At 65.0% G+C, this 18,641-nt stretch carries 16 protein-coding genes and 2 pseudogenes; 10 read left to right on the top strand and 8 right to left on the bottom strand.

All coding sequences use genetic code 11. The features are described from left to right. Window positions 1-14: 14 nt before the first annotated feature. A pseudogene (locus tag F622_RS14025) lies at window positions 15-110 on the bottom strand (rhodanese-like domain-containing protein); the annotation flags it as partial. Window positions 111-294: 184 nt separating this feature from the next. On the opposite strand from F622_RS14025, the gene pgaA reads away from it, so the two are divergent. The 4 genes from pgaA to pgaD are packed head-to-tail and all read left to right on the top strand — an operon-like array spanning window position 295 to window position 6,567. Next, window positions 295-2,691: a poly-beta-1,6 N-acetyl-D-glucosamine export porin PgaA gene (pgaA, locus tag F622_RS0105135; protein ID WP_018176446.1), complete on the top strand. Its 2,397-nt coding sequence runs from the start codon at window positions 295-297 to the stop codon at window positions 2,689-2,691. Further along, window positions 2,691-4,745, top strand: coding sequence for a poly-beta-1,6-N-acetyl-D-glucosamine N-deacetylase PgaB (gene pgaB, locus F622_RS0105130; RefSeq protein ID WP_018650393.1), 2,055 nt, complete (start codon window positions 2,691-2,693; stop codon window positions 4,743-4,745). The genes pgaA and pgaB overlap by 1 nt, the downstream gene beginning before the upstream one ends. Window positions 4,746-4,754: 9 nt before the next feature. Then, window positions 4,755-6,017, top strand: coding sequence for a poly-beta-1,6-N-acetyl-D-glucosamine synthase (pgaC, locus tag F622_RS0105125; protein WP_018167874.1), 1,263 nt, complete (start codon window positions 4,755-4,757; stop codon window positions 6,015-6,017). Between the two features lie 34 nt (window positions 6,018-6,051). Next, a complete protein-coding gene (pgaD, locus tag F622_RS0105120; protein ID WP_018167873.1) occupies window positions 6,052-6,567 on the top strand; it encodes a poly-beta-1,6-N-acetyl-D-glucosamine biosynthesis protein PgaD in 516 nt (171 codons plus the stop codon). A gap of 113 nt (window positions 6,568-6,680) precedes the next feature. Here pgaD and F622_RS0105115 read toward each other — a convergent pair whose 3' ends face one another. Beyond that, window positions 6,681-7,355 (bottom strand): rhodanese-like domain-containing protein, encoded by a 675-nt coding sequence (locus tag F622_RS0105115; protein ID WP_026304796.1) that lies wholly within the window; start codon window positions 7,353-7,355, stop codon window positions 6,681-6,683. Between the two features lie 273 nt (window positions 7,356-7,628). Between F622_RS0105115 and F622_RS0105110 the strand changes: the two genes are divergently transcribed. Next, window positions 7,629-8,219 (top strand): Sbal_3080 family lipoprotein, encoded by a 591-nt coding sequence (locus F622_RS0105110; RefSeq protein WP_018167871.1) that lies wholly within the window; start codon window positions 7,629-7,631, stop codon window positions 8,217-8,219. A 35-nt stretch (window positions 8,220-8,254) separates the two neighbouring features. On the opposite strand, the gene F622_RS0105105 is transcribed toward F622_RS0105110, so the two are convergent. The 3 genes from F622_RS0105105 to F622_RS0105095 form a co-directional block, all read right to left on the bottom strand. Next, a complete protein-coding gene (locus F622_RS0105105; protein ID WP_018167870.1) occupies window positions 8,255-9,559 on the bottom strand; it encodes a TlpA disulfide reductase family protein in 1,305 nt (434 codons plus the stop codon). 108 nt (window positions 9,560-9,667) lie between these two features. Next, the gene (locus tag F622_RS0105100) at window positions 9,668-11,182 is read right to left on the bottom strand and encodes a GGDEF domain-containing protein (protein WP_018167869.1); all 1,515 of its coding nucleotides are present in this window, start codon (window positions 11,180-11,182) and stop codon (window positions 9,668-9,670) included. 111 nt (window positions 11,183-11,293) lie between these two features. Next, entirely contained in the window at window positions 11,294-11,527 is a 234-nt protein-coding gene (locus F622_RS0105095; RefSeq protein WP_018146192.1) for a hypothetical protein, read from the bottom strand. Between the two features lie 137 nt (window positions 11,528-11,664). On the opposite strand from F622_RS0105095, the gene F622_RS0105090 reads away from it, so the two are divergent. The 5 genes and pseudogenes from F622_RS0105090 (at window position 11,665) to F622_RS13370 (ending at window position 16,353) form a co-directional block, all read left to right on the top strand. Next, complete coding sequence (locus F622_RS0105090; protein WP_018167868.1) at window positions 11,665-12,981, top strand: rhodanese-like domain-containing protein; 1,317 nt, start codon at window positions 11,665-11,667, stop codon at window positions 12,979-12,981. Window positions 12,982-13,217: 236 nt separating this feature from the next. After that, window positions 13,218-13,829: a TetR/AcrR family transcriptional regulator gene (locus tag F622_RS0105085; RefSeq protein ID WP_018176443.1), complete on the top strand. Its 612-nt coding sequence runs from the start codon at window positions 13,218-13,220 to the stop codon at window positions 13,827-13,829. Between the two features lie 34 nt (window positions 13,830-13,863). Next, window positions 13,864-14,355, top strand: a complete 492-nt coding sequence (locus tag F622_RS0105080; protein WP_018176442.1) for a DsrE family protein — start codon at window positions 13,864-13,866, stop codon at window positions 14,353-14,355. Between the two features lie 70 nt (window positions 14,356-14,425). After that, complete coding sequence (locus F622_RS0105075) at window positions 14,426-14,926, top strand: DsrE family protein (RefSeq protein ID WP_026304795.1); 501 nt, start codon at window positions 14,426-14,428, stop codon at window positions 14,924-14,926. Window positions 14,927-15,306: 380 nt separating this feature from the next. Continuing rightward, window positions 15,307-16,353, top strand: a pseudogene (locus F622_RS13370) (diguanylate cyclase). Window positions 16,354-16,369: 16 nt separating this feature from the next. On the opposite strand, the gene F622_RS0105065 reads toward F622_RS13370, so the two are convergent. The 3 genes from F622_RS0105065 to mscL form a co-directional block, all read right to left on the bottom strand. After that, on the bottom strand, window positions 16,370-17,137 hold the full coding sequence (locus F622_RS0105065; protein WP_018146186.1) for an ABC transporter permease: 768 nt from the start codon (window positions 17,135-17,137) through the stop codon (window positions 16,370-16,372). Next, window positions 17,134-18,102, bottom strand: coding sequence for a daunorubicin resistance protein DrrA family ABC transporter ATP-binding protein (locus F622_RS0105060; protein ID WP_018169332.1), 969 nt, complete (start codon window positions 18,100-18,102; stop codon window positions 17,134-17,136). Before F622_RS0105060 ends, F622_RS0105065 begins: the two co-directional genes overlap by 4 nt. A 67-nt stretch (window positions 18,103-18,169) precedes the next feature. Beyond that, window positions 18,170-18,580 (bottom strand): large-conductance mechanosensitive channel protein MscL, encoded by a 411-nt coding sequence (gene mscL / locus F622_RS0105055; protein ID WP_018169333.1) that lies wholly within the window; start codon window positions 18,578-18,580, stop codon window positions 18,170-18,172. Between the last annotated feature and the right edge of the window lie 61 nt (window positions 18,581-18,641).

Raw genomic sequence — 18,641 nt, 5'->3', positions numbered from 1 at the left:
GGCGTCCTCTCGGGTTAGCCGTCGGTCTCGCCCTCGACCGTGGTCAGGCCGAAGGCGTGCCACATCTGCATGCCGCCGCGGTACCACTTGAGGCGCTCGGCCGGGTAGCCGAAGCCCCCGAATCGGCTTCCGGGAGGATTGTTAATATCCGGTCTCCTGCATGTTGTATGTGATAGCCTTCACAAAAATGAAAGGTCGCGGGTTAGGGGGCTGATGGACAGGGGAGTGGAGTATGACCGGGCGCGCATGCCCAGGGTCTTTGTCGGGAAGTGGGCACGGGTCACTTGCGGCGTTGTGCTGCCATGGATCCTGTCGGTCCCCGGCTACGCTGCAACTCTGGACCAGGAGCGCGAACAGGCCGTTGCACTTGCCCAGGAAGGACGGGTGTTCGAGGCCGCCGAGCGCTTGCGTGCGCTGGAGGCCCGCTCCCCGAATCAGCCCCGCCTGCAAGCGGACCTGATTGTTGTGTTGCGTCTGGTCGGGGATAACGCGGCGATCGTCTCTCGAACCCAGGACCTCGATCCCGAGTCCGTCCCGGACTATGCCCACATGAGCTGGGCCTTCGCCCTGCGTGACGAAGGCGAATTTGCGGCAGCGGCGGCTATCCTGCGCGACTCTAGGAAAAGGCTGGGTAGTTCCGCGCAGATCCTTTTCGCCGTGGCCAGCGCCGAGGCAGGTGATGCAGCAACGGCGCGCCAGGCCCTTGCGGAAATCGACCCCTTGCCCGAATCGGTTCAGGAGCTGGCTCTGATAGCGTATGGCTTGCGCCAGTCGGATACACCGCGTCAGGCCCTGGCAATGGCCAATCGTGCGCGCGCCCGCGATCCGCAGCATCCTCTGGCTTTTCAGGAGCAGACACTGGCCTTGTGGACGCTTGGGGCCAGCAACCGGGCGTTTGCCGCGATGCAGGAACGCCCGGACCTGTTCGAGGTCGATGTTCGCTATCAGGCCGAGGCGGATGCGATCGCGGCGGATATCCGGCAGGCACTGGATATCCGCTCCGAGCTGGAGGCCGAAGGCCGCCACGAAGAGCGGGACCGGGAGCTGAATCGGGTCCTGGCCAGCGCGGACGAATTTCTTTCGCGCATCCCGGAGGCGCATCCGCAGCATTTGCGGGTCCGTTTCGATCGAATCGCCTTGTTGCGGGAACTCGAGCGAATGCCGGAGACGGTTGCGGCGTTCGAGGCACTACCGGAGCGCACAATCGCCCCGGCCTATGTGCGTCGAGCGGCGGCCGATGCCTACCTGGCTGAAGAGCAGCCCGAAACGGCCCTGCCCCTGTACGAGTCCCTGGTTCCGGAGGACGAGCCGCCGGAGGTCTCGTTGCTGCTGGACCTCTATTACACGCACATCGCGCTCGAGGAATATTCCGCGGCGGCGGATCTGCTTGAGCGCGCCCAGCGCCACACGCCGGTCTGGCTGGATATCGATCCGGATCGTGATCCGATCCCCAACTGGGAGCGGGTCGACGTCGATCAGCTTCGGGTGTATGACGCGGCCTATCGCCAGGATCTCGATCGAGCCTGGGAACGCAGTGGAGAACTGGTCCGCCAGGCTCCGGCCCACGCCGGTCTGCGGAACACCCAGGCGCGCATGGCTCGCTGGCGCGGCTGGCCGGTGCGCTCGCGGGACATCACCGAAGTGGCAGAGCGCTGGGCGCCCGATGCACGGGATACGCGACTCAATCGGGCGGAGAATGCGCGCGACCTGGGCGAGCACGACACCTGGGTCCAGGAAGTCGAGTCCCTGCGGGCCGATTATCCCCGCAGTACGGATGTTCAGCGCCTGTCCGAAGAGCTGGAAGACCGTGGCCGCCCCTCCATCGAGAGCGAGGTCGTTTTTGGCCGGACATCGGGTGGCGAAGGGCTGGTAAGCGGTGATCGCGACCGGGAATGGCGTACCCGACTGAATTCGCCCTGGTCCGATCATCCACTTCGGGCCTTTCTGGAACATCGCTACACCACGGCGTCATTCGGCGATATCGATGGACGCTATGACCGCATTGGTGCGGGCATCGAGTGGGACGCGCGGCGCCAGCAGGCCTGGTTGCGCTTCGATCGTGATCTCAAGGGGGATGCCAATCCCGGGATCGCGGCCGGGTGGTCGCGGTGGCTCGGTGACCACTGGCGGATCGGCGTCGAAGCGGACAGCTACTCGATGGAGACGCCCTTGCGGGCGATCGATGCGGGTCTGAAAGGCTGGTCGGCCTCGGCTTCCGTGGACTGGCGGGCCCACGAATCCCTTTCGGCGTATGCCAACGTGGGCCTGTTGTCGATTGATGACGGCAATCGCCGGAGCTCGCTGGGCGGGGGCGTCACACGACGAGTGTATGCCAGTGCCCACCACACGACCGATGTGGGCGCCGATTTCTTTTTCCAGAACAACAGCCAGCCGGGCGGACCCTATTTCAACCCGGAGCAGTCGGCCAGCACCTCCGTTCGGGTGGACCACGACTGGATTACCTGGCGTGACTACGACCGGGCCTTTACGCAACATTTTCACGCCGCGGTCGGTACGGGCTACCAGTCCGGGTTTGGCAGTGACCCGACGGTGGCGCTGCGCTACGAGCATCGCTGGGATCTGGATCGTCGCTGGTCCGTCGACTACGGCCTCGGCTGGGGTTCCACCACCTACGATGGTGACCGGGAAGACCGGCTGTTCGGGCTTGTGCGCCTGCGAGGGACCTTCTGATGCGTCGTCTTATGATCATCCTGCTGATGCTTGCGGGGGTATCGCATGGCCTAGTGCATGCGCAGGACGCCTTCACCATCCCGGATGGGCACTTCCTCGCGCTTTCCTATCACGATGTACGCGACGACGTGCAGCCGGGGAGGGATGCGGACCCGTACGCCGTCAGCACGCAGCGGCTGGTGGAATGGTTTGACTGGATGGAGCGGCAGGGGTGGCGGCCGGTTTCGTTGCAGCAGATCGTTGATGCCCGCGAGGGAAGGGAGCCGCTGCCGGCCAATGCGGTGCTGCTGACCTTCGATGATGGTCTGGCCAGTGTCTACAGCCACGTGTTCCCGTTGTTGCAGGCCTATGAGTATCCGGCGCTGGTCGCGCTGCAGACCGGTTGGTTGGAGACCGTCTGGGCGGGCGAGGATGTCACCTACAACCCCGAGACATTCGCGGATGTCGCGAGCCCCGAGCCGGCAGCGGATCAGCCCCCGCCCGGGACCGTCACGTACAACGAAGCGCCGCTCGGAGCCGAGGGCTTTCTGGCGCTGTCCGAGTTGCGCGAGATGCAGGCATCGGGGCTGGTGGAATTCGCCAGTCACAGTCACGACCTGCATCGCGGCATCCTGGCCAACCCGCAGGGGAACGAGCAGCCAGCGGCCATTACGCGTCGTTATGACCCGGAAATCGGCCGTTACGAGGACCACGACACATTCCGTCAGCGGATCCTCGATGACATGCGGGCCAGCAATGCCTCGCTGGAGGCGATGGTAGGTGTTGCGCCGCGCGCCATCGTCTGGCCCTACGGCGCTCACAGTGCGGAGGTGGACGCACTGGCGACGGAGGCCGGGATGCCCTGGTCGATCTCGCTAGGCGCGGACCCGGTCAACCACCCGGAACAAGCGCGGGTCAACCGCTTGCTGATCAGTGGAGATCCGCGGCCGGTACAGATTGCGCAGAGCGCGCGTCCCGAATCCGCGACACGTGCGACATCGCCGCAGCCACAGCGGGTGGTCCATGTGGATCTTGACTACGTCTACGATCCCGATCCGGAGCAGACCAATCGCAATCTCGGTGTACTCCTGGACCGCATCCAACGGATGCAGGTCCGCACGGTCTACCTGCAAGCCTTTGCCGACCCGAACGGTGATGGCAACGCGGATGCGTTGTACTTTCCGAATCGGCACCTGCCCGTGCGTGCCGACCTGTTCAATCGCGTCGCCTGGCAGCTGCGGACGCGGGCCGGCGTGCGCGTGTATGCCTGGATGCCACTGCTCTCCTTTGATCTGCCCGATCAGGACCTCCATGCCGAACTGTCGGTGCAGCGGCCCGGGCCCGAAGGTGCCCCCGTGCCGGCGGATCGTGACTATCGCCGCCTGAGTCCGTTTCTTCCTCAGTCCCTGGAGATTGTCGGCGAGATCTACGAGGACCTCGGGATGGCGGCAAGCGGTATTGCCGGGGTGTTGATCCACGACGACGCCTACCTGGCAGCCGACGAGGACCTGGCGGCCTGTCAGGACGGAGCGCGCTGGCCCGGAACGGACCGCCCGCTCTCGGATTGCACTCTGCGGCCGGAGGAGAAGACCCAGGCCCTGATCGATTTCGGGGAAGAGGTGATCGGCCGGCTGCGCTATTTCACCAATCTGTCTCTCGAATTTCGCACCGCGCGCAACCTGTATGCGCGGGTGATTCTCGAACCGGAAGCCGAGGAGCGGTTCGCCCAGGCGCTGCCCGCTGCGGTCGAGGCATACGACGAGGTCGCCATCATGGCCATGCCCTGGCTGGACGGGACCGAGCTTCCGCCGGATGTCTGGCTGGCCCGACTCGCGGATGCGGTGGACGAGCAGATCGGGGGCTTCGAGGACGTTGTATTCGAGTTGCAGGCGCGTGACTGGCGAGGCGAAGGCCGCTGGCTGGAAGCGACGCTCTTGCGCGACTGGATGGAGCAGCTTGTGCGGCGCGGGGTGCTGAACTTCGGGTACTACCCGGACGACTTCCTGCGGGATCAGCCGGAATTCGGCCCCACGTTCGAGGGCATGTCTCTGAATGCCTTCCCTCATCCGCGATAGGGAGTCGGCATGACCTTCAACGCCCTGACCAATTTTGCCTTCTTCTACCCGCTAATCATGGCCTGGGTCTGGATCATTGGGGGCGTCTGGTATTACCTCCGCTGGGAGCGCCGCAAGGGGGCCGATCCCGATCATCCGCCCGACAGTGGCAGTCTGGCTGCGTGCAGCATCATCATTCCTTGCTTCAACGAGGCAGAGGTGATTCGCGACACGATCCATTACGCCCATGCGAGCGAGTACCACGACTTCGAGATCATCGCCGTCAACGATGGCAGCAGCGATGCAAGCCCCGAGATTCTCGAACAATTGACTCACGAGTATCCCCGTCTGCGCGTGGTGCACCTGGCCAGCAATCAGGGCAAGGCCGTTGCCCTGCGGACCGGGGCACTGGCGGCGCAGAACGACTTTCTGATCTGCATCGACGGCGACGCGTTGCTGCATCCGAACGCCGTGGCCTGGATGATGTTCCACCTGACTTCGGGTCCCCGAGTGGGCGCCGTTACCGGTAACCCGCGCATCGTCAATCGCAGCAGCCTGCTGGGCAAGCTTCAGGTTGGGGAGTTCTCGGCCACTATCGGTCTGATCAAGCGCGCCCAGCGAGTCTACGGGCGCATATTCACCGTCTCGGGCGTGATCGCGGGTTTTCGTCGCACGGCCCTCGATCGGGTCGGGTACTGGAGCAGCGACATGGTCACCGAGGACATCGATATCTCCTGGCGGCTCCAGCTCGACCACTGGGACATACGATACGAGCCCAATGCGCTGTCTTACATCTACATGCCGGAGACTCTGGCAGGACTTTGGCGTCAGCGCCTGCGCTGGGCTCAAGGGGGGGTGGAGACGGTGCTCCGCCACGGCGCCAGTCTGTTCCATTGGCCCAAGCGGCGGCTATGGGGCGTGGCCCTCGAGTATGGGGTCAGTATCGTCTGGGCCTACGTCATGTTTGTCATCATCCTTGTGGCCTTTCTGGGTCTGGTGATCGAGCTTCCGGAAGGCTGGATCCAGCCGGGGCTGCTGCCGCAATGGGCGGGCGTAATTCTCGGACTGACCGCGCTGATGCAGTTCCTCGTCAGTTTGATGATTGATCGTCGCTACGAGGTCGATGGCCGGTTTTTCCGCAATTATTTCTGGGTGATCTGGTATCCACTGGCGTTCTGGCTGTTGTCCATGGTCACCACGGTCGTGGCGGTCCCGCGCGCCCTTCTCAAGCGTTCCGGAGAGCGTGCTCGATGGATCAGCCCGGATCGCGGGCTGCGGCCCCCGGAAGAATGAGCCCATGAAGCACTTGCGACCGCGTGTTCCCAAAATGATCGACCGCTCGGATCTGGAGCCGAGTAGAAAGCGCTATATCAGTCAGTTGGTCAGTCTTGTTGGATGGGGCATCTGGATCTACCTGTTCACACCCCTGATCGCATTGGTCGGGTGGGCGCTGGGCGTGGAGTTGTTCGAGCGCTACATCCTGGATGACCCCATGGGCACGTTGCGGGCAATTCAAACGTACGCCATCGCGATTGTCTCGGCGGGCGCGATCTTCATAGGGTGGGCCGGTTACAACTGGTTCCGCTTTCACAACAAGGAACGTCGGCGCGCACCGGAACCGGTCGGGACCGAGGAGTTGGCCCGGCATTTCGGCATCGATCGTGACGAGGCCGAGATTATCGCAACGGCTCGCATTGTGACGGTTCATTTTGATGAGACCGCACGGATCGTCGATGTCCAGACCATGGTTCCGCGAGCTCCATCGGAGCTCGCAGGCGATTCCGACGAATCCAGTGACTCTGATCCGCCGGCGGACCCGAATGGGGAGCGCCGCTACGGCTGACTGGCGGTGGTTTCTTTGTACGCCCGTTATTGGTTGGCCTTGCCGCCCGCGGGGTTACCTACACGCCGGATTGCTTCGCAGCGCTCGCAATGACGAGATGGACGCCAAGCGGGCTAGTCGCTGGTCTCGCCCTCGACCGTGGTCAGGCCGAAGGCGTGCCACATCTGCATGCCGCCGCGGTACCACTTGATGCGCTCGGCCGGGTAGCCGAGGTTGGTCAGGGTGCGGATGTTGGTGGGTGACTGGCCGCACCAGGGGCCGTTGCAGAACAGCACCAGGGTCTTCGCCCGGCTGAAGTCGTAGAAGTCGCCGTCGAAGATTGCGCCGAAGTCTTCGGTCAGCACGTTGCGCACGTCGTCCGGGTCCGCGCCGGAGGCGAAGTGCAGGCGGTCCCAGGGGATGTTGACGGCGCCGGGGATGGTGCCGCGGCGGTATTCGCGCGGGGTGCGCGAATCGATGATCACCAGGTCGTCGCGCTCCGTGGTCTGCTGGAGGTAGTCGATGAACTCCAGTTCGCCCAGGGTCTCGACGCCGCGGCCAAGGCTCATCGGCTGGATGCAGAATGGCGGGCAGGGCCGCGCGATCTGTGCGTAGTCGAGGTCGATGGTCGCGAAGGTGTCCTGGTCGCGGGCTACCGTCACGGTCTCGTTGCCGTGGCGCACGTCGAATGCGGCCATGTCGGCGGTGATGCCGACCTCCGTTTCCGCGAATGCCGGAGCGGTCAGGAACAGGACCGCCGCTGCGAGCAGGCTCGATCGCACTTTTCGTGCGCTAAAGGGTGCTTTCATGGGGGGAGTCTCCGCTACGTCTCTCATACGTCGAACGTAGTCTCGAACTGCGGCGCTTGCGCGAAATAACGCCTGCCCGCGTGGGCATTTCCTGACCCGGCACGGTCCTGCACGAGGGGGCGCGCGATCCATCAGGCGGGGGGTGACCGATGATGTACGGACGCCTCGGTATTCGGGGAGTCGTGCAGGTCTGGTAGGGTGCGCGCTCGTTTGCGCGGGGCAGGTGCGCGCAGGATTGCGTCCAGAGGAAGGAAGGTGTTTGTGTTGCGAGGAATGCGTACGTTTTGGGTGGCCGGCATTGCGCTGGTGGCCACCGGATGTTCCATCACCCAGTCGATTGAGCCACTGGATGCGGTGGATGTCAGCCTGGTCTGCGTGCTCGACAACCCCGAGATCCACATGGCTGGATTTCAGCCCGAGATGCGCGAACTGATCGAGCAGCGAGGTATCCGCACGGACGTCTATTCCGGTTCCCGCCCTGCACGGTGTTCGCATTACCTGGAACACACCGCGAACTGGAAGTGGGATCTGGCAATGTACCTCTCGTACGCCGATCTTCGCGTCTATGACGCCCAGGGCCTGGCGGGGCAGGCCACCTACGATGCCCGCAGCGGTAGCGGGCGGATGGACAAGTTCGGGCCGACCCGAGAGAAGCTGGCGCCGCTCGTGGACGAGCTGTTCGCGCAAGTGAATGCCGTGGAGTTGATCCGCGGAGGTGAACAGGCGGATCAGGGACGCGATGAAGACTCCGACGGCCGTTCGGTCGAGGCGCGACTGGAAGAGCTGGATCGCTTGCACGACCGGGGGCTGATTACCGAAGCGGCCTACGAGGAGCGCCTGCGCGCCATCCTGGCGGATCTTTAGCACGCCCCGCGCGGCGCCGCGCCCTTTCCCGACCGCTACGCGTCTTCGTCCAGCAGGTCGCGGATCTGGTCGATCACGCCGGGTTCGGTCCATTCGATGGCGCCGAACAGGTAGTAGCGCAGGCGGCCCTTGCGGTCGACGACGTAGCTGGTGGGGTAGGCCATCGCGCGCCAGTCGTCGAGGGAGTCCTGTTCCGGATCGAGGAGGATGGTGAACTCGGTCTGCACCTCGTCCTCGATGAAGCGTTGGATGGTGTCCTCGTCCTCGCCCAGGTTCACCGCCAGGATGCGAAAGCCTTCGTCGCGCAGTTCGTCCTCCAGCAGTTGCATGGACGGCATCTCGTGCACGCAGGGCGGGCACCAGCTGGCCCAGAAATTGATCAGCACCACCTCGCCGCGATAGTCCTCCAGTCGATGGATATCCCCCGCCAGGTCGGGCCGCTCCAGCGGCGGGGCCGCCACGGGTTCATCCAGGGCGTTGAGCTGTGCGTCGGTGCCGCTTGGGGTGCGTACTGCCAGGTCCGTGTCCGGTCCGGCCACGGCGGGTGTGCGTTGATGAGGCAGCCGCGTCAGCAGTTCCAAGGCGAAGATGATTTCGCGGTGGAAGGTCTCGCTGGCGAGTCGCTCGGCTTCGGTCGCATCGGGGCGGAAGAAGAAGCGGTCGCGGATCCCGGGAAGCAGGCGCGCCCCCACTGCACTGCCGCCCTCGGTCAGCCCGCTGCGAATCCGCCCGAGATGCTGGCGCTGGGGCGACTGGGCCGGTTGCAGGATGTACACCGGCAGATTGGTCAGCCGGACGATGGGTTGTAGTTCGGCCTCATCGGTATCCACGCCGGTATGCAGGAAGGGGCTGGTCATCAGCAGTCCGGCCAGGTAGTCCGCCTCGGGGTGGGCTTGTTGCCACTGGTACAGGCCGGTGAGCAGCCAGGGCAGGGCACGGTCATGCCCGAAGGCATAGACCGGTCGTCCGGTATCGGTGTGGGTTGCCTCGATCAGGTCCGTCACCGTGGCGGTGGGCATGTCGTCGAAGCTGGATGCCGCCTCGGGCAGGAAGTGGCCGGTGAACGGATCGGCCAGCCAGGTCTCGACCCCGGCCGCCTGCAGCGCCAGCGCCTGTTGTCGATGGCCGTCCTGCAGGCCGTGTTCGGAGGGGAACCACAAAAGCACGGCGTCGCCATCGGCGCGATAGCGTTCCACCGGGATCTCGGCCCCGCCGGCCTCGATCGAAGCGGCGGCGTCGACTGCGCCCGTCGGGCCGTTCGCCTCCTGCGCCAGTGCGGCGAACGGGATCATCAGCAGGGCCGCGAGGGCAAACAGGCGTACGAGAATACGGTGTGTCATGGAAACCTTGGTGAAGGGGCTCGGGAATAGACGCGCGAGAGCTTGATATTGCTCCACGGATCTCCTGCAGGGTGTCAGGATTGTGTTCGCAGTCGGGGATTCCGGTCCCTACAACGCGGGCATGCCTGCAACGGGTATGGGTTCGGCGGGGGCGATCATGATGCGGTCACGTCCGCCGTCCTTCGCGGCGTACAGGGCCTGGTCGGCGCGTCCCAGCAGCGAGTCCATGGTGTCGCCGGGGTGGAAGCTGGCGATCCCGGCCGAGCAGGTCTGGCCGTTGGGCATCGCGGTGCGCAGGCGTTCCAGCACGCGGCGGGCCTGCTGCGCATCAATGTGCGGGAACACCACCACGAATTCCTCGCCGCCAAAACGTGCCAGCAGGTCCGTGGGCCGCAGGATGGGACGCCAGGCATCCACCATTTCCTGCAGCAGGGCATCGCCGGCTGCATGGCCGTGGGAATCGTTGAAGCGCTTGAAGTGGTCAATATCCAGGAATGCGAGGTTGAGCGGGCCCTGGGTGCGTTCGGCGCGGGCGATCTCGCGGGTTAACTGTTCTTCCAGGTGGCGACGATTGCCGGCCCCGGTCAGCGGGTCGGTACGCGAGAGGTTCTCCAGGCGCTTGGCCTGGTGCTGGGTCTCGCGCAGCAATCCAGCCATGCGGTACAACACCAGCAGGAACAGCAGGATGGAGGCGATCGCCGCAACGCGAATGATCTCCATCTCGCTGCCCGCCGTGAACAGGATCACCATCGGCACCAGGACGGACGCGGCGCCCAGCACGAGCAGACGCCGGCCGGAGAGCTCGGCGTGCGAGATGTGTGCGCGCGGTTCGGTCTTCGCGGAAGGATGCCATGCCGCCGCCACGATCAGGGAATAGGCAATCAACCAGAAGGCATCGGTCAGTCCGCCCGCGGTGTACCAGCCGGTGGAGTTGCCGTGGGCGTAGAGCAGGTCGGCCGTCAGATAGGCGAGCATCCCCAGGAGGAGGAAACTGTGGGCCGTGATGCCGGTTCGGTGGAGGAACACCAGGCGCAGGACCAGGGGCAGCAGGATCAGGTCCGCGACCGGATAGCCCGTGGATACCAGCAGTTGCAGCCAGGTCAGGTCGGGGTCGTAGGTGTAGGGTGCGATCAGCAGGGCCCACCCGAGCACCGCGGCCGAAATGCCCACGATCAGGGCATCCACAAACGCGCCGTCGTCGCGTGCGGTCTGGCTTCCCAGTTGCCACAGCGCGATGGCGAACAGCGGGTATACCGACAGGTAGAAGATATCCGCGGCTGAGGGGAAGGGTTCCAGGCCCTGCAGATCGAGCCAGTACCAGATGCCGTGGCCGATGGCCGCCAGCGTCAGTACGGTGGCGATCAGGCCCCAGGCGGTCGCGGCGAATGGCCTCGGCCGGCGCAGTGCGGCGATGCCGACAGCGAGGGCAGCGCTTGTGGTGCCCAGCACGTAGAGACTGCTGGCCAGCAGGCCATAGGGCAGGGCGACATAGGTTGCGGTCAGCAGGAGGCCAATGCCCAGAAGAACCTGCCAGGTATCCGGCCGAACGGCCCGGGCGCCGCGATGGTTTCCCCCGTCAGCGCAGTGCGTGTCGTCGTGCTGGATACTGGCCCATTTCCCCATGGATAATATGGTGACAGACCGATTGCGGGTTGTCCCGTTTCGGCATGCCTCTTGAGCCGCTCAGCCGGGCGCCACGGGCTACAAATAGCCCGTGGCGCCCGGCAGGTTACGTTACAGGCCGATCAGTTCGGCGTGGACACCGGTCGCGGTTACCGTGTCCAGCAGCTTGCGGCTGTCGACCCGTTCCGGATCGTACTCCACCACCATCAGGTGGGGCCGTTCGTCGTGACTGGAGGCGGCCATGACGCCGGGGAGTTCACGCAGGGTGTCCTGGATGCGCTCGCGGGCCGCGTGGTCGGTGTTTTCGTCGATGTGGATGGTGACATCCGCCATGTGATTGCTCATTGGGGGTTCCTTCGGCTGCTGGGCCGTGTGCCTTTACCCTGAATATAGACACTGTACGGGGTGGCTCAAGCGGAGGCCTGGCCGGCGGCGGAACAGGGGGCTATGGTGGAGGGATGGACGCCACAAGGAGAATCACGATGCGAGCGATCTGGCTGGGACTGGCCCTTGCCGCGGTAGGTAGTACCGCGCAGGCCGAAGAACTGACGGGCGACACGCTGCTGGAGGCCGCCAACGCCGAGATCACCAACATCGACAAGGAGGGCCTGCAGGAGTGGATCGCCAGCGAGCCGGACCATGTCGTGATCGACGTGCGCACCCGCACCGAGATCGAGCACACCGGCGGGCAGATCCGGTCCAGCGAGACGCTCAATATCCCGCGTGGCTGGATCGAGTTCGAGGTGCCCGGCGAGATCCCGGACAAGGACACCCCGATCGTCGTCTATTGCGGCCAGAACCTGCGCAGCGTGGCCGCCGCGCAGACCCTGCAGCAGATGGGCTACACCAACGTGCAGAACTACCCCGGCGGCTTCTTCGAGTGGCAGGACGCGGGCCTGCCACTGTACGTGCTCGACAAGGCGCGCGACTCGTTCCTTTATGACCGGCCGCAGGAGGTGACCGATGGCGTGTGGTCGGCGATCGGCGCGACCCAGCCCTCCACCTACGAGAACTCCGGCCACAACAACAACCTGTCGTTCATCATTACCGAGGACGGCGTGGTGGTGATGAACGCCGGCGACAACTACCTGCTGGCGAAATCACTGCACGAGGAGATCCGGAAGCTCACCGACCAGCCAGTGAAATACGTGGTGCTGGAGAACGCCCAGGGCCATGCCATGCTCGGCATGACCTACTGGCAGGAGCAGGGCGCCACGGTGATCGCGCACAAGGATGCCTGGCGCGAGATCGAGGCCAACGGCCAGGCCAGCCTGGAGGGCGCGGCCAATCGTACCCGCGACAAGGCGTTCATGACCGAGCTGGGTACGCCGGATGTGACCTTCGCCACCCGCCTCGACCTGGACATGGGTGGCGAGACCATCCAGATCCGCTACCTCGGACCGGGCCATGCCCCGGGCGATATCGCCATCTGGGCGCCCGCGCGCAAGGCGCTCATTACCGGCGACCTGGCCTTTCACCAGCGCATGCTCCCGATCTTCGATTACACCGATACCGCCGGCTGGATCGAGACCTGGCACGAACTGGAGGCCCTGGATGCCGACTACATCATCCCGGGTCACGGCGAGCCGGTGAATGACTTCGACGTGCTGCGCCTCTACACCCACGACTACCTCGTGCATCTGCGCGAGGAGGTCCAGCGCATCCTCGACGAGGGCGGCACGCTGAACGATGCCTACAACATCGACCAGTCCGCCTACCGCCACCTGGACACCTACGGCGAGCTGCACCGTCAAAACGCCGGCCGCGTTTTCCGCACCATGGAGTTCGAGGACTTCTGAACCAGAATCCGGGTGCGGTGACCCGGTCATTGCGATCGCAGCGAAGCAATCTCCATCCGAAACCACCGGACCCAGGGTCGACTCAGGGTCCGGTGGTATATCCCTGGGCGGGACCGGCGGCATTGGGCTCGGTCGACAAGCTCGCAAAGCCTTTTTCTCACCCCATATCGGCTTGCATATGGCATTCACCAGATATTCGCGTTAAATTAGAACGAACGTTCGGTTCGGTTGTGGTGATGACGGAAAACCCGAAGCAATCAGTGCGCGGTGCCGCGCTGCGCAAGCTCGTGCTGGATACTGCCCTGGAGCGGTTCAGTCGTGATGGCTATTTCAATACCTCCATCCATGACATCCGTCGCCAGGCCGGGGTCTCCATCGGCTCGATCTATCACCACTTCGGCAACAAGGAGGCGCTGGCCAAGGCGCTGTACGACGACCTGCTGCAACGCATGGACGCCGGCCTGGCCGAGGTGATGGGGCGCGAGAGTGACTGCCGTGCGCGCTGTGACGGGATCATCGCGTTCCTGTTCCAGGCCGCGATCGAGGCCCCTCAGACCCTGCGCTTCGTGCTGGAGGCGCGCCACCGCGAGTTCCTTCCGGACGAGCCGCCGGTGTGTTCCTCGCAGCCGTTCCAGCGCATGCGCGAGTGCATCGAGCAGGGCATCGAGCGTGGCGAGGTACGACCGATGGAGGTTCCGGTAGCCGCTACCGCCGCGTTCGGCGGCGCGATCCGCCTGCTGCACCTGCACCTCGACGGTGTCCTGGAGCAACCGCTGGCGCACTACCTGGCCGAGACGCAGGAGGCTGCCTGGCGGGCCATCGCCATGACTCCGGCGGATCGACCGTGACCCCCGCTTTCAATCATCGAAGGAGATTCCCCTGATGAAGATCGTTGCTTCCGTGTTCCTGCTGCTGGCCCTTTCCCTGACCGCCCTGGGTGTCCAGGCCGATGCCCCAACCGACGCTCGCGCCCTGGAGGGCGTCGAGCAGGGTCGTGTCGTCTTCGACCTGAACAACACGGACCCGGAGATGCTGGCGCTGTACCTGATGGTGATTCGCGAGACGCATGAAGACCTGACCGACCAAGGCGTGGAGCCGGACATGATCCTTGCCTTTCGTGGCCAGGCCGTGACCATGATCAGCGAGGACCGCGAGCGCTTCGAACTGACCGAGTTCGATCACCTGGACGCGATCGAGGAGCACATTGCCGCCTTGCGGGAGAAGGGCGTGCGCATGGAATCCTGCTCCGTGGCCACGCGGCTGTTCGGCGTGGACGCTGGCGAGCTGCTGCCCGGCATCGAACCGGTGCGCAACACCTTCGTCTCCCTGACCGGCTATCAGGCGCAGGGCTACGCGGTCATCCCCATCTACTGAGTCCGAGTGATTCAGGCTCCGAGTCCGGGGACGAGACACCCGGACCTAAACCACGAAAGGAGGAGTATCCATGCGAAACCGAATAGTGATCCTGCTTGTGGCCCTGCTGCTGCCGCTCGGGCTGGGTTCGACGGCCGCCGCCGAGGGCCTGGACAACCGCGAGGCGACCCAGGGCATCGAGACCATGCGAGCGGTCTACGACATGCGCAAGTCCGACCCGAACGTGATGCTCGCCTATTTGCGTGGCATCGCCACCAACCACGAGAACCTGATCAAGGAGGGTGTGGAGCCCGATCTGCGCATGGTCTTCATCGCCGAGGCCGTCAAGTTCATCACCACGGATCCCGAGCCGGAGATCGCTATCGACCACGGCGACACCCTGGAAGAGATCGCGAAGGCTGTCGACCGCCTCGATGAGCTGGGCGTGAAGATGGAGGTCTGCGCCGCCGCGACCCGCGCCTACGGGGTGGACAACGACAAGGTGCTGGACGCGATCCAGCCGGTCCGCAGTGGGTTCATCGCCGTCATGGGCTACCAGAACCAGGGCTACGCACTGGTCCCCGTCTACTGAGTTCCCGTCGGCCCTCACACGGGCCCGTTCTTGTCGTCGCAGGGAGGCGACGACTTTTTTGCCGGCAGCGGAGTGGAAAACCGCTGCGAACCTGTCCGGGGGGCGTCGGGCGCACGGGGCATCCGTGACCCGGTCTCCCTGATCATCGGTCCCTCCTCTATCGGCCTCGAGTGACGCCCTCCACTCGGCCCCGTGCTTTTCGAATACCATGCTGCGCGAGATTCGGGAGTTGCTCCGGCGGGAAACCTTGCGGGCGGGGCGGTGTCCCAGCCTCGCGTGCTGCCAAACGGCATTGGCGCGAAGTGATTTCGCACCGTGGGCGCCCCGGACGATCGAACCGGGGCGCCCACGGCCCTCACCGAATCCACGGGATCAACGCAATGCCCAGCAGTCGTGATCTGCTTGACGGACTGGCCCACCTGACGGGGATCCGCAATGCCCGGCGTCTGGAGTACAGCCTGCTCAAGACGCTGGACGACATCTACGAGAGTGCCCTCATCTGGGCGATTCAGCTTGATGCAGAAGGCCAGCCCCGGAGCCTGCATACCTTTGATCGCAAGCACGATGCCGTGATGACGGTGCCGTTCGATCCCGAGGATCAGCCTGTGCCCGCCGGGTTGCTGGAGCAGGCGTTGGCGACCGGTCAGCCGGTTTCGGAGGCCGACGTGTCCGGCCGCCGGGTCTCGGTCTTTCCGATGTCCGGGCTCAACGAGTTCAGTATCTGCCTGGTGTTTTCATTCGATGGCGATGGCGATGGCGCTGACGCGTCACTGGATGCACGCCTGGTCAAGAGTTTCCTTTCGGTGTATCGCAACTTCGTCAAGCTGATTGATGACGCCCAGACCGATGAGCTCACCGGCCTGCTGAACCGCAAGACCTTCGACGACAATTTTCGCGACCTTGCGACACTGGAGCGCAGCGTCCACCGGCCGGGCCTGGCGGAGGACCGCCGCTAGGAGGCCGATCCCGAGGAGACTCAGATCTGGCTGGGCGTGATCGACATCGACGACTTCAAGAAGGTCAATGACGGCTTCGGCCACGTCTACGGCGACGAGGTGTTGATTCTTCTCGCGCGGCTGCTGCAACAGAGTTTCCGCGACAATGACTTGGTCTATCGCTTTGGCGGCGAGGAGTTCGTGGTGCTGGCCGAGGTTGCCGGTGCCGACAGGGCGGCCGCAGCCTTCGAACGCCTGAAACACGCGGTCGCCGCCTGCACATTGCCGCGGGTCGGCCGGGTTACGACCAGTATCGGCGTGACCCAGTTGCGCCCCTACAAGACCGCCAGCGTGGTGCTGGACGAAGCCGATCAGGCCCTGTACTACGCCAAGGCAAACGGCAAGAACCAGGTCTGTTTGTTCGACCGCCTGGTTGCCGAAGGCGCGATTCAGACGCCCACGATCAGGACCGGGGAAATCGAACTGTTCTGACCGCGCTTGTCGGCCGCTAACCGCGCGCTAGGCGGCGGTTGAGTGCGTAGACCGACAGCGGCGCGAACACCAGCACGATGCCCAGTGCCCAGGCCAGCGACCAAAGTGCCGGCTCAAGGGCCGGACCATCGGCATTCATCAGTGCGCGCGCCGCGTCGGCCAGCAGCGACACCGGGTTGGCCTGCACGAAGCCCTGCAGCCACGGTGGCATCGTATCCACCGGCACGAAGGCCGAGCTCACGAAGGTGACCGGGAACAGCGCGGTAAAGCCGAACAGCTGCACGTGTTCCGGGTCGCGTGCGATGACGCCGACCAGCACCATCACCCAGGAAAAGGCCACGGCAAAGGTCAGCACCAGCGCCACCATCGCCAGTAGATGCGCCCACGAAGTCTCGAGCCGAAAGCCCAGCAGGAATCCGACGACCAGCAACAGGGCAATGCACAGCAGCTGCTTGACCACGTCCGCCAGGATGCGCCCGGCCAGCGGCGCCCAGCGCGGGATGGGCAGGGCGCGAAAGCGGTCGAACACGCCGCGGGTCAGGTCGGTGTTCAGGCCGTGGCCCACGTACACGGTGACGAACAGCATGTTCATTACGATCACGCCTGGCAGCACGAACGCCAGGTAGTTCTCTGGCGAGCCGGCAATTGCCCCGCCGAATACGAACAGGAACAGCACCAGAAACAGGATCGGCTGGATGCTGTAGTCGCCCAGCTCCCAGGGGTTGCGCCGCACCTGCACCAGGCTGCGCCAGGCGAGCGCCAGGGTCTGATCGAGGGCCTTCATGGCGTGTCCTCCGCGTTGCCCGACTCTTCGCGGCAGGCCCCGCTGCGCCCGGTCAGGGACAGGAACACATCATCCAGACTGGCGCCGCGCAGCCCCAGCTCCGCGACCTCGATGCCGGCGGCGTCCAGCTCTCGCAGCAACGCGGGCAGCAGGGCCGGGTCCGACACCGGTACGCTGATCGTTTCGCCCTCCACACGGGGCGGGGTGCCCACCATCGCGGCGACCCGCTCGCCGGCCGCCGCGGCCTGTTCCGCGCGGGCCACCATCAGGAACAGCGAGCGTCCGCCGACCCGGGCCTTCAGCTGTGCGGCGGTGCCTTCGGCGATCACGCGTCCGTGGTCCAGTACTACGATGGCATCGGCCAAGGCGTCGGCTTCCTCCAGGTACTGGGTGGTCAGCAGCACGGTTGTGCCGTCAGTCTGCAGTTGGCGGACACGCTCCCACAGGTCGCGGCGGGCCCGCGGGTCGAGGCCAGTGGAGGGCTCGTCGAGGAACAGGATGCGCGGGCGCCCGACCAGGCTGGCGGCCAGATCCAGCCGGCGCCGCATCCCGCCGGAGTAGGTCTGGGCCGGGCGCTGACCGGCCTCGCGCAGGTCGAAATCCTGCAACAACTCGTCAGCGCGGGCCCTGGCGTCACGGCGTTTCAGGCCCAGCAGGCGGCCGATCAGGATCAGGTTCTCCCGTCCGGTCAGCTTCTCGTCCACCGAGGCGTACTGGCCGGTCAGGCCGATGATCTCGCGCACCCGAGCGCCGTCGCGAGCCACATCGAAGCCGCCTACACGGGCGACCCCGGCGGTGGGCGTCAGCAGAGTGGCGAGCATACGCACTACGGTTGTCTTGCCGGCGCCGTTGGGCCCCAGCAGGCCCAGCACGTGGCCGGCCGGCACCCGCAGATCCACGCCGTCCACGGCCCGCGTACCGCCAAAGTCGCGCACCAGGCCTTCCACTTCGATGGCGTTGTCCAAACTCGTCTCCCTGTTCGATGCCCTTGCTGAGACGCCGTCTGGCCGTACCGGTTCCTCAGCGTGTCCCTCAGTCACCTTGCCGCACCTTCAACAGGTCGCGGATCTCCGTCAACAGTTTCTCTTCGTTGCTGGGCGCCGCGGGTTCCTCCGCTTTGGCCTCTTCCTTGCGCTGCAGGCGGGCGATCCCCTTGATGGCGGCGAATACCACCACGGCGATAATCAGGAAGTCCACCACGCGCTTGATGAACAGTCCGTAATTGATCGTGACCGCCGCCACGCCGTTCTCCGCCTCGCGCAGCACGATCGCGAGTTCTCCAAAGTCGACCCCGCCGATCAGCAGGCCGATGGGTGGCATCACTACATCGGATACCAGTGATGACACGATCTGGCCGAACGCCAGCCCGATGATGACCCCCACGGCCATGTCGACCACGTTGCCGCGCGCCACAAACTGCTTGAACTCGTTCACGATGCCCATGGCCCCTCTCCAGTCGATGACGTTGCTAGATCTATAGGCCACAGCCGGGGCTGTTGCTGTG

Source organism: Thioalkalivibrio sp. ALMg3 (genome assembly GCF_000381225.1).
Classification (GTDB): Bacteria; Pseudomonadota; Gammaproteobacteria; order Ectothiorhodospirales; family Ectothiorhodospiraceae; genus Thioalkalivibrio; species Thioalkalivibrio versutus.
The sequence above is the reverse complement of the archived record's forward strand: the minus strand, read 5'-3'. Positions and strand labels throughout refer to the sequence as shown.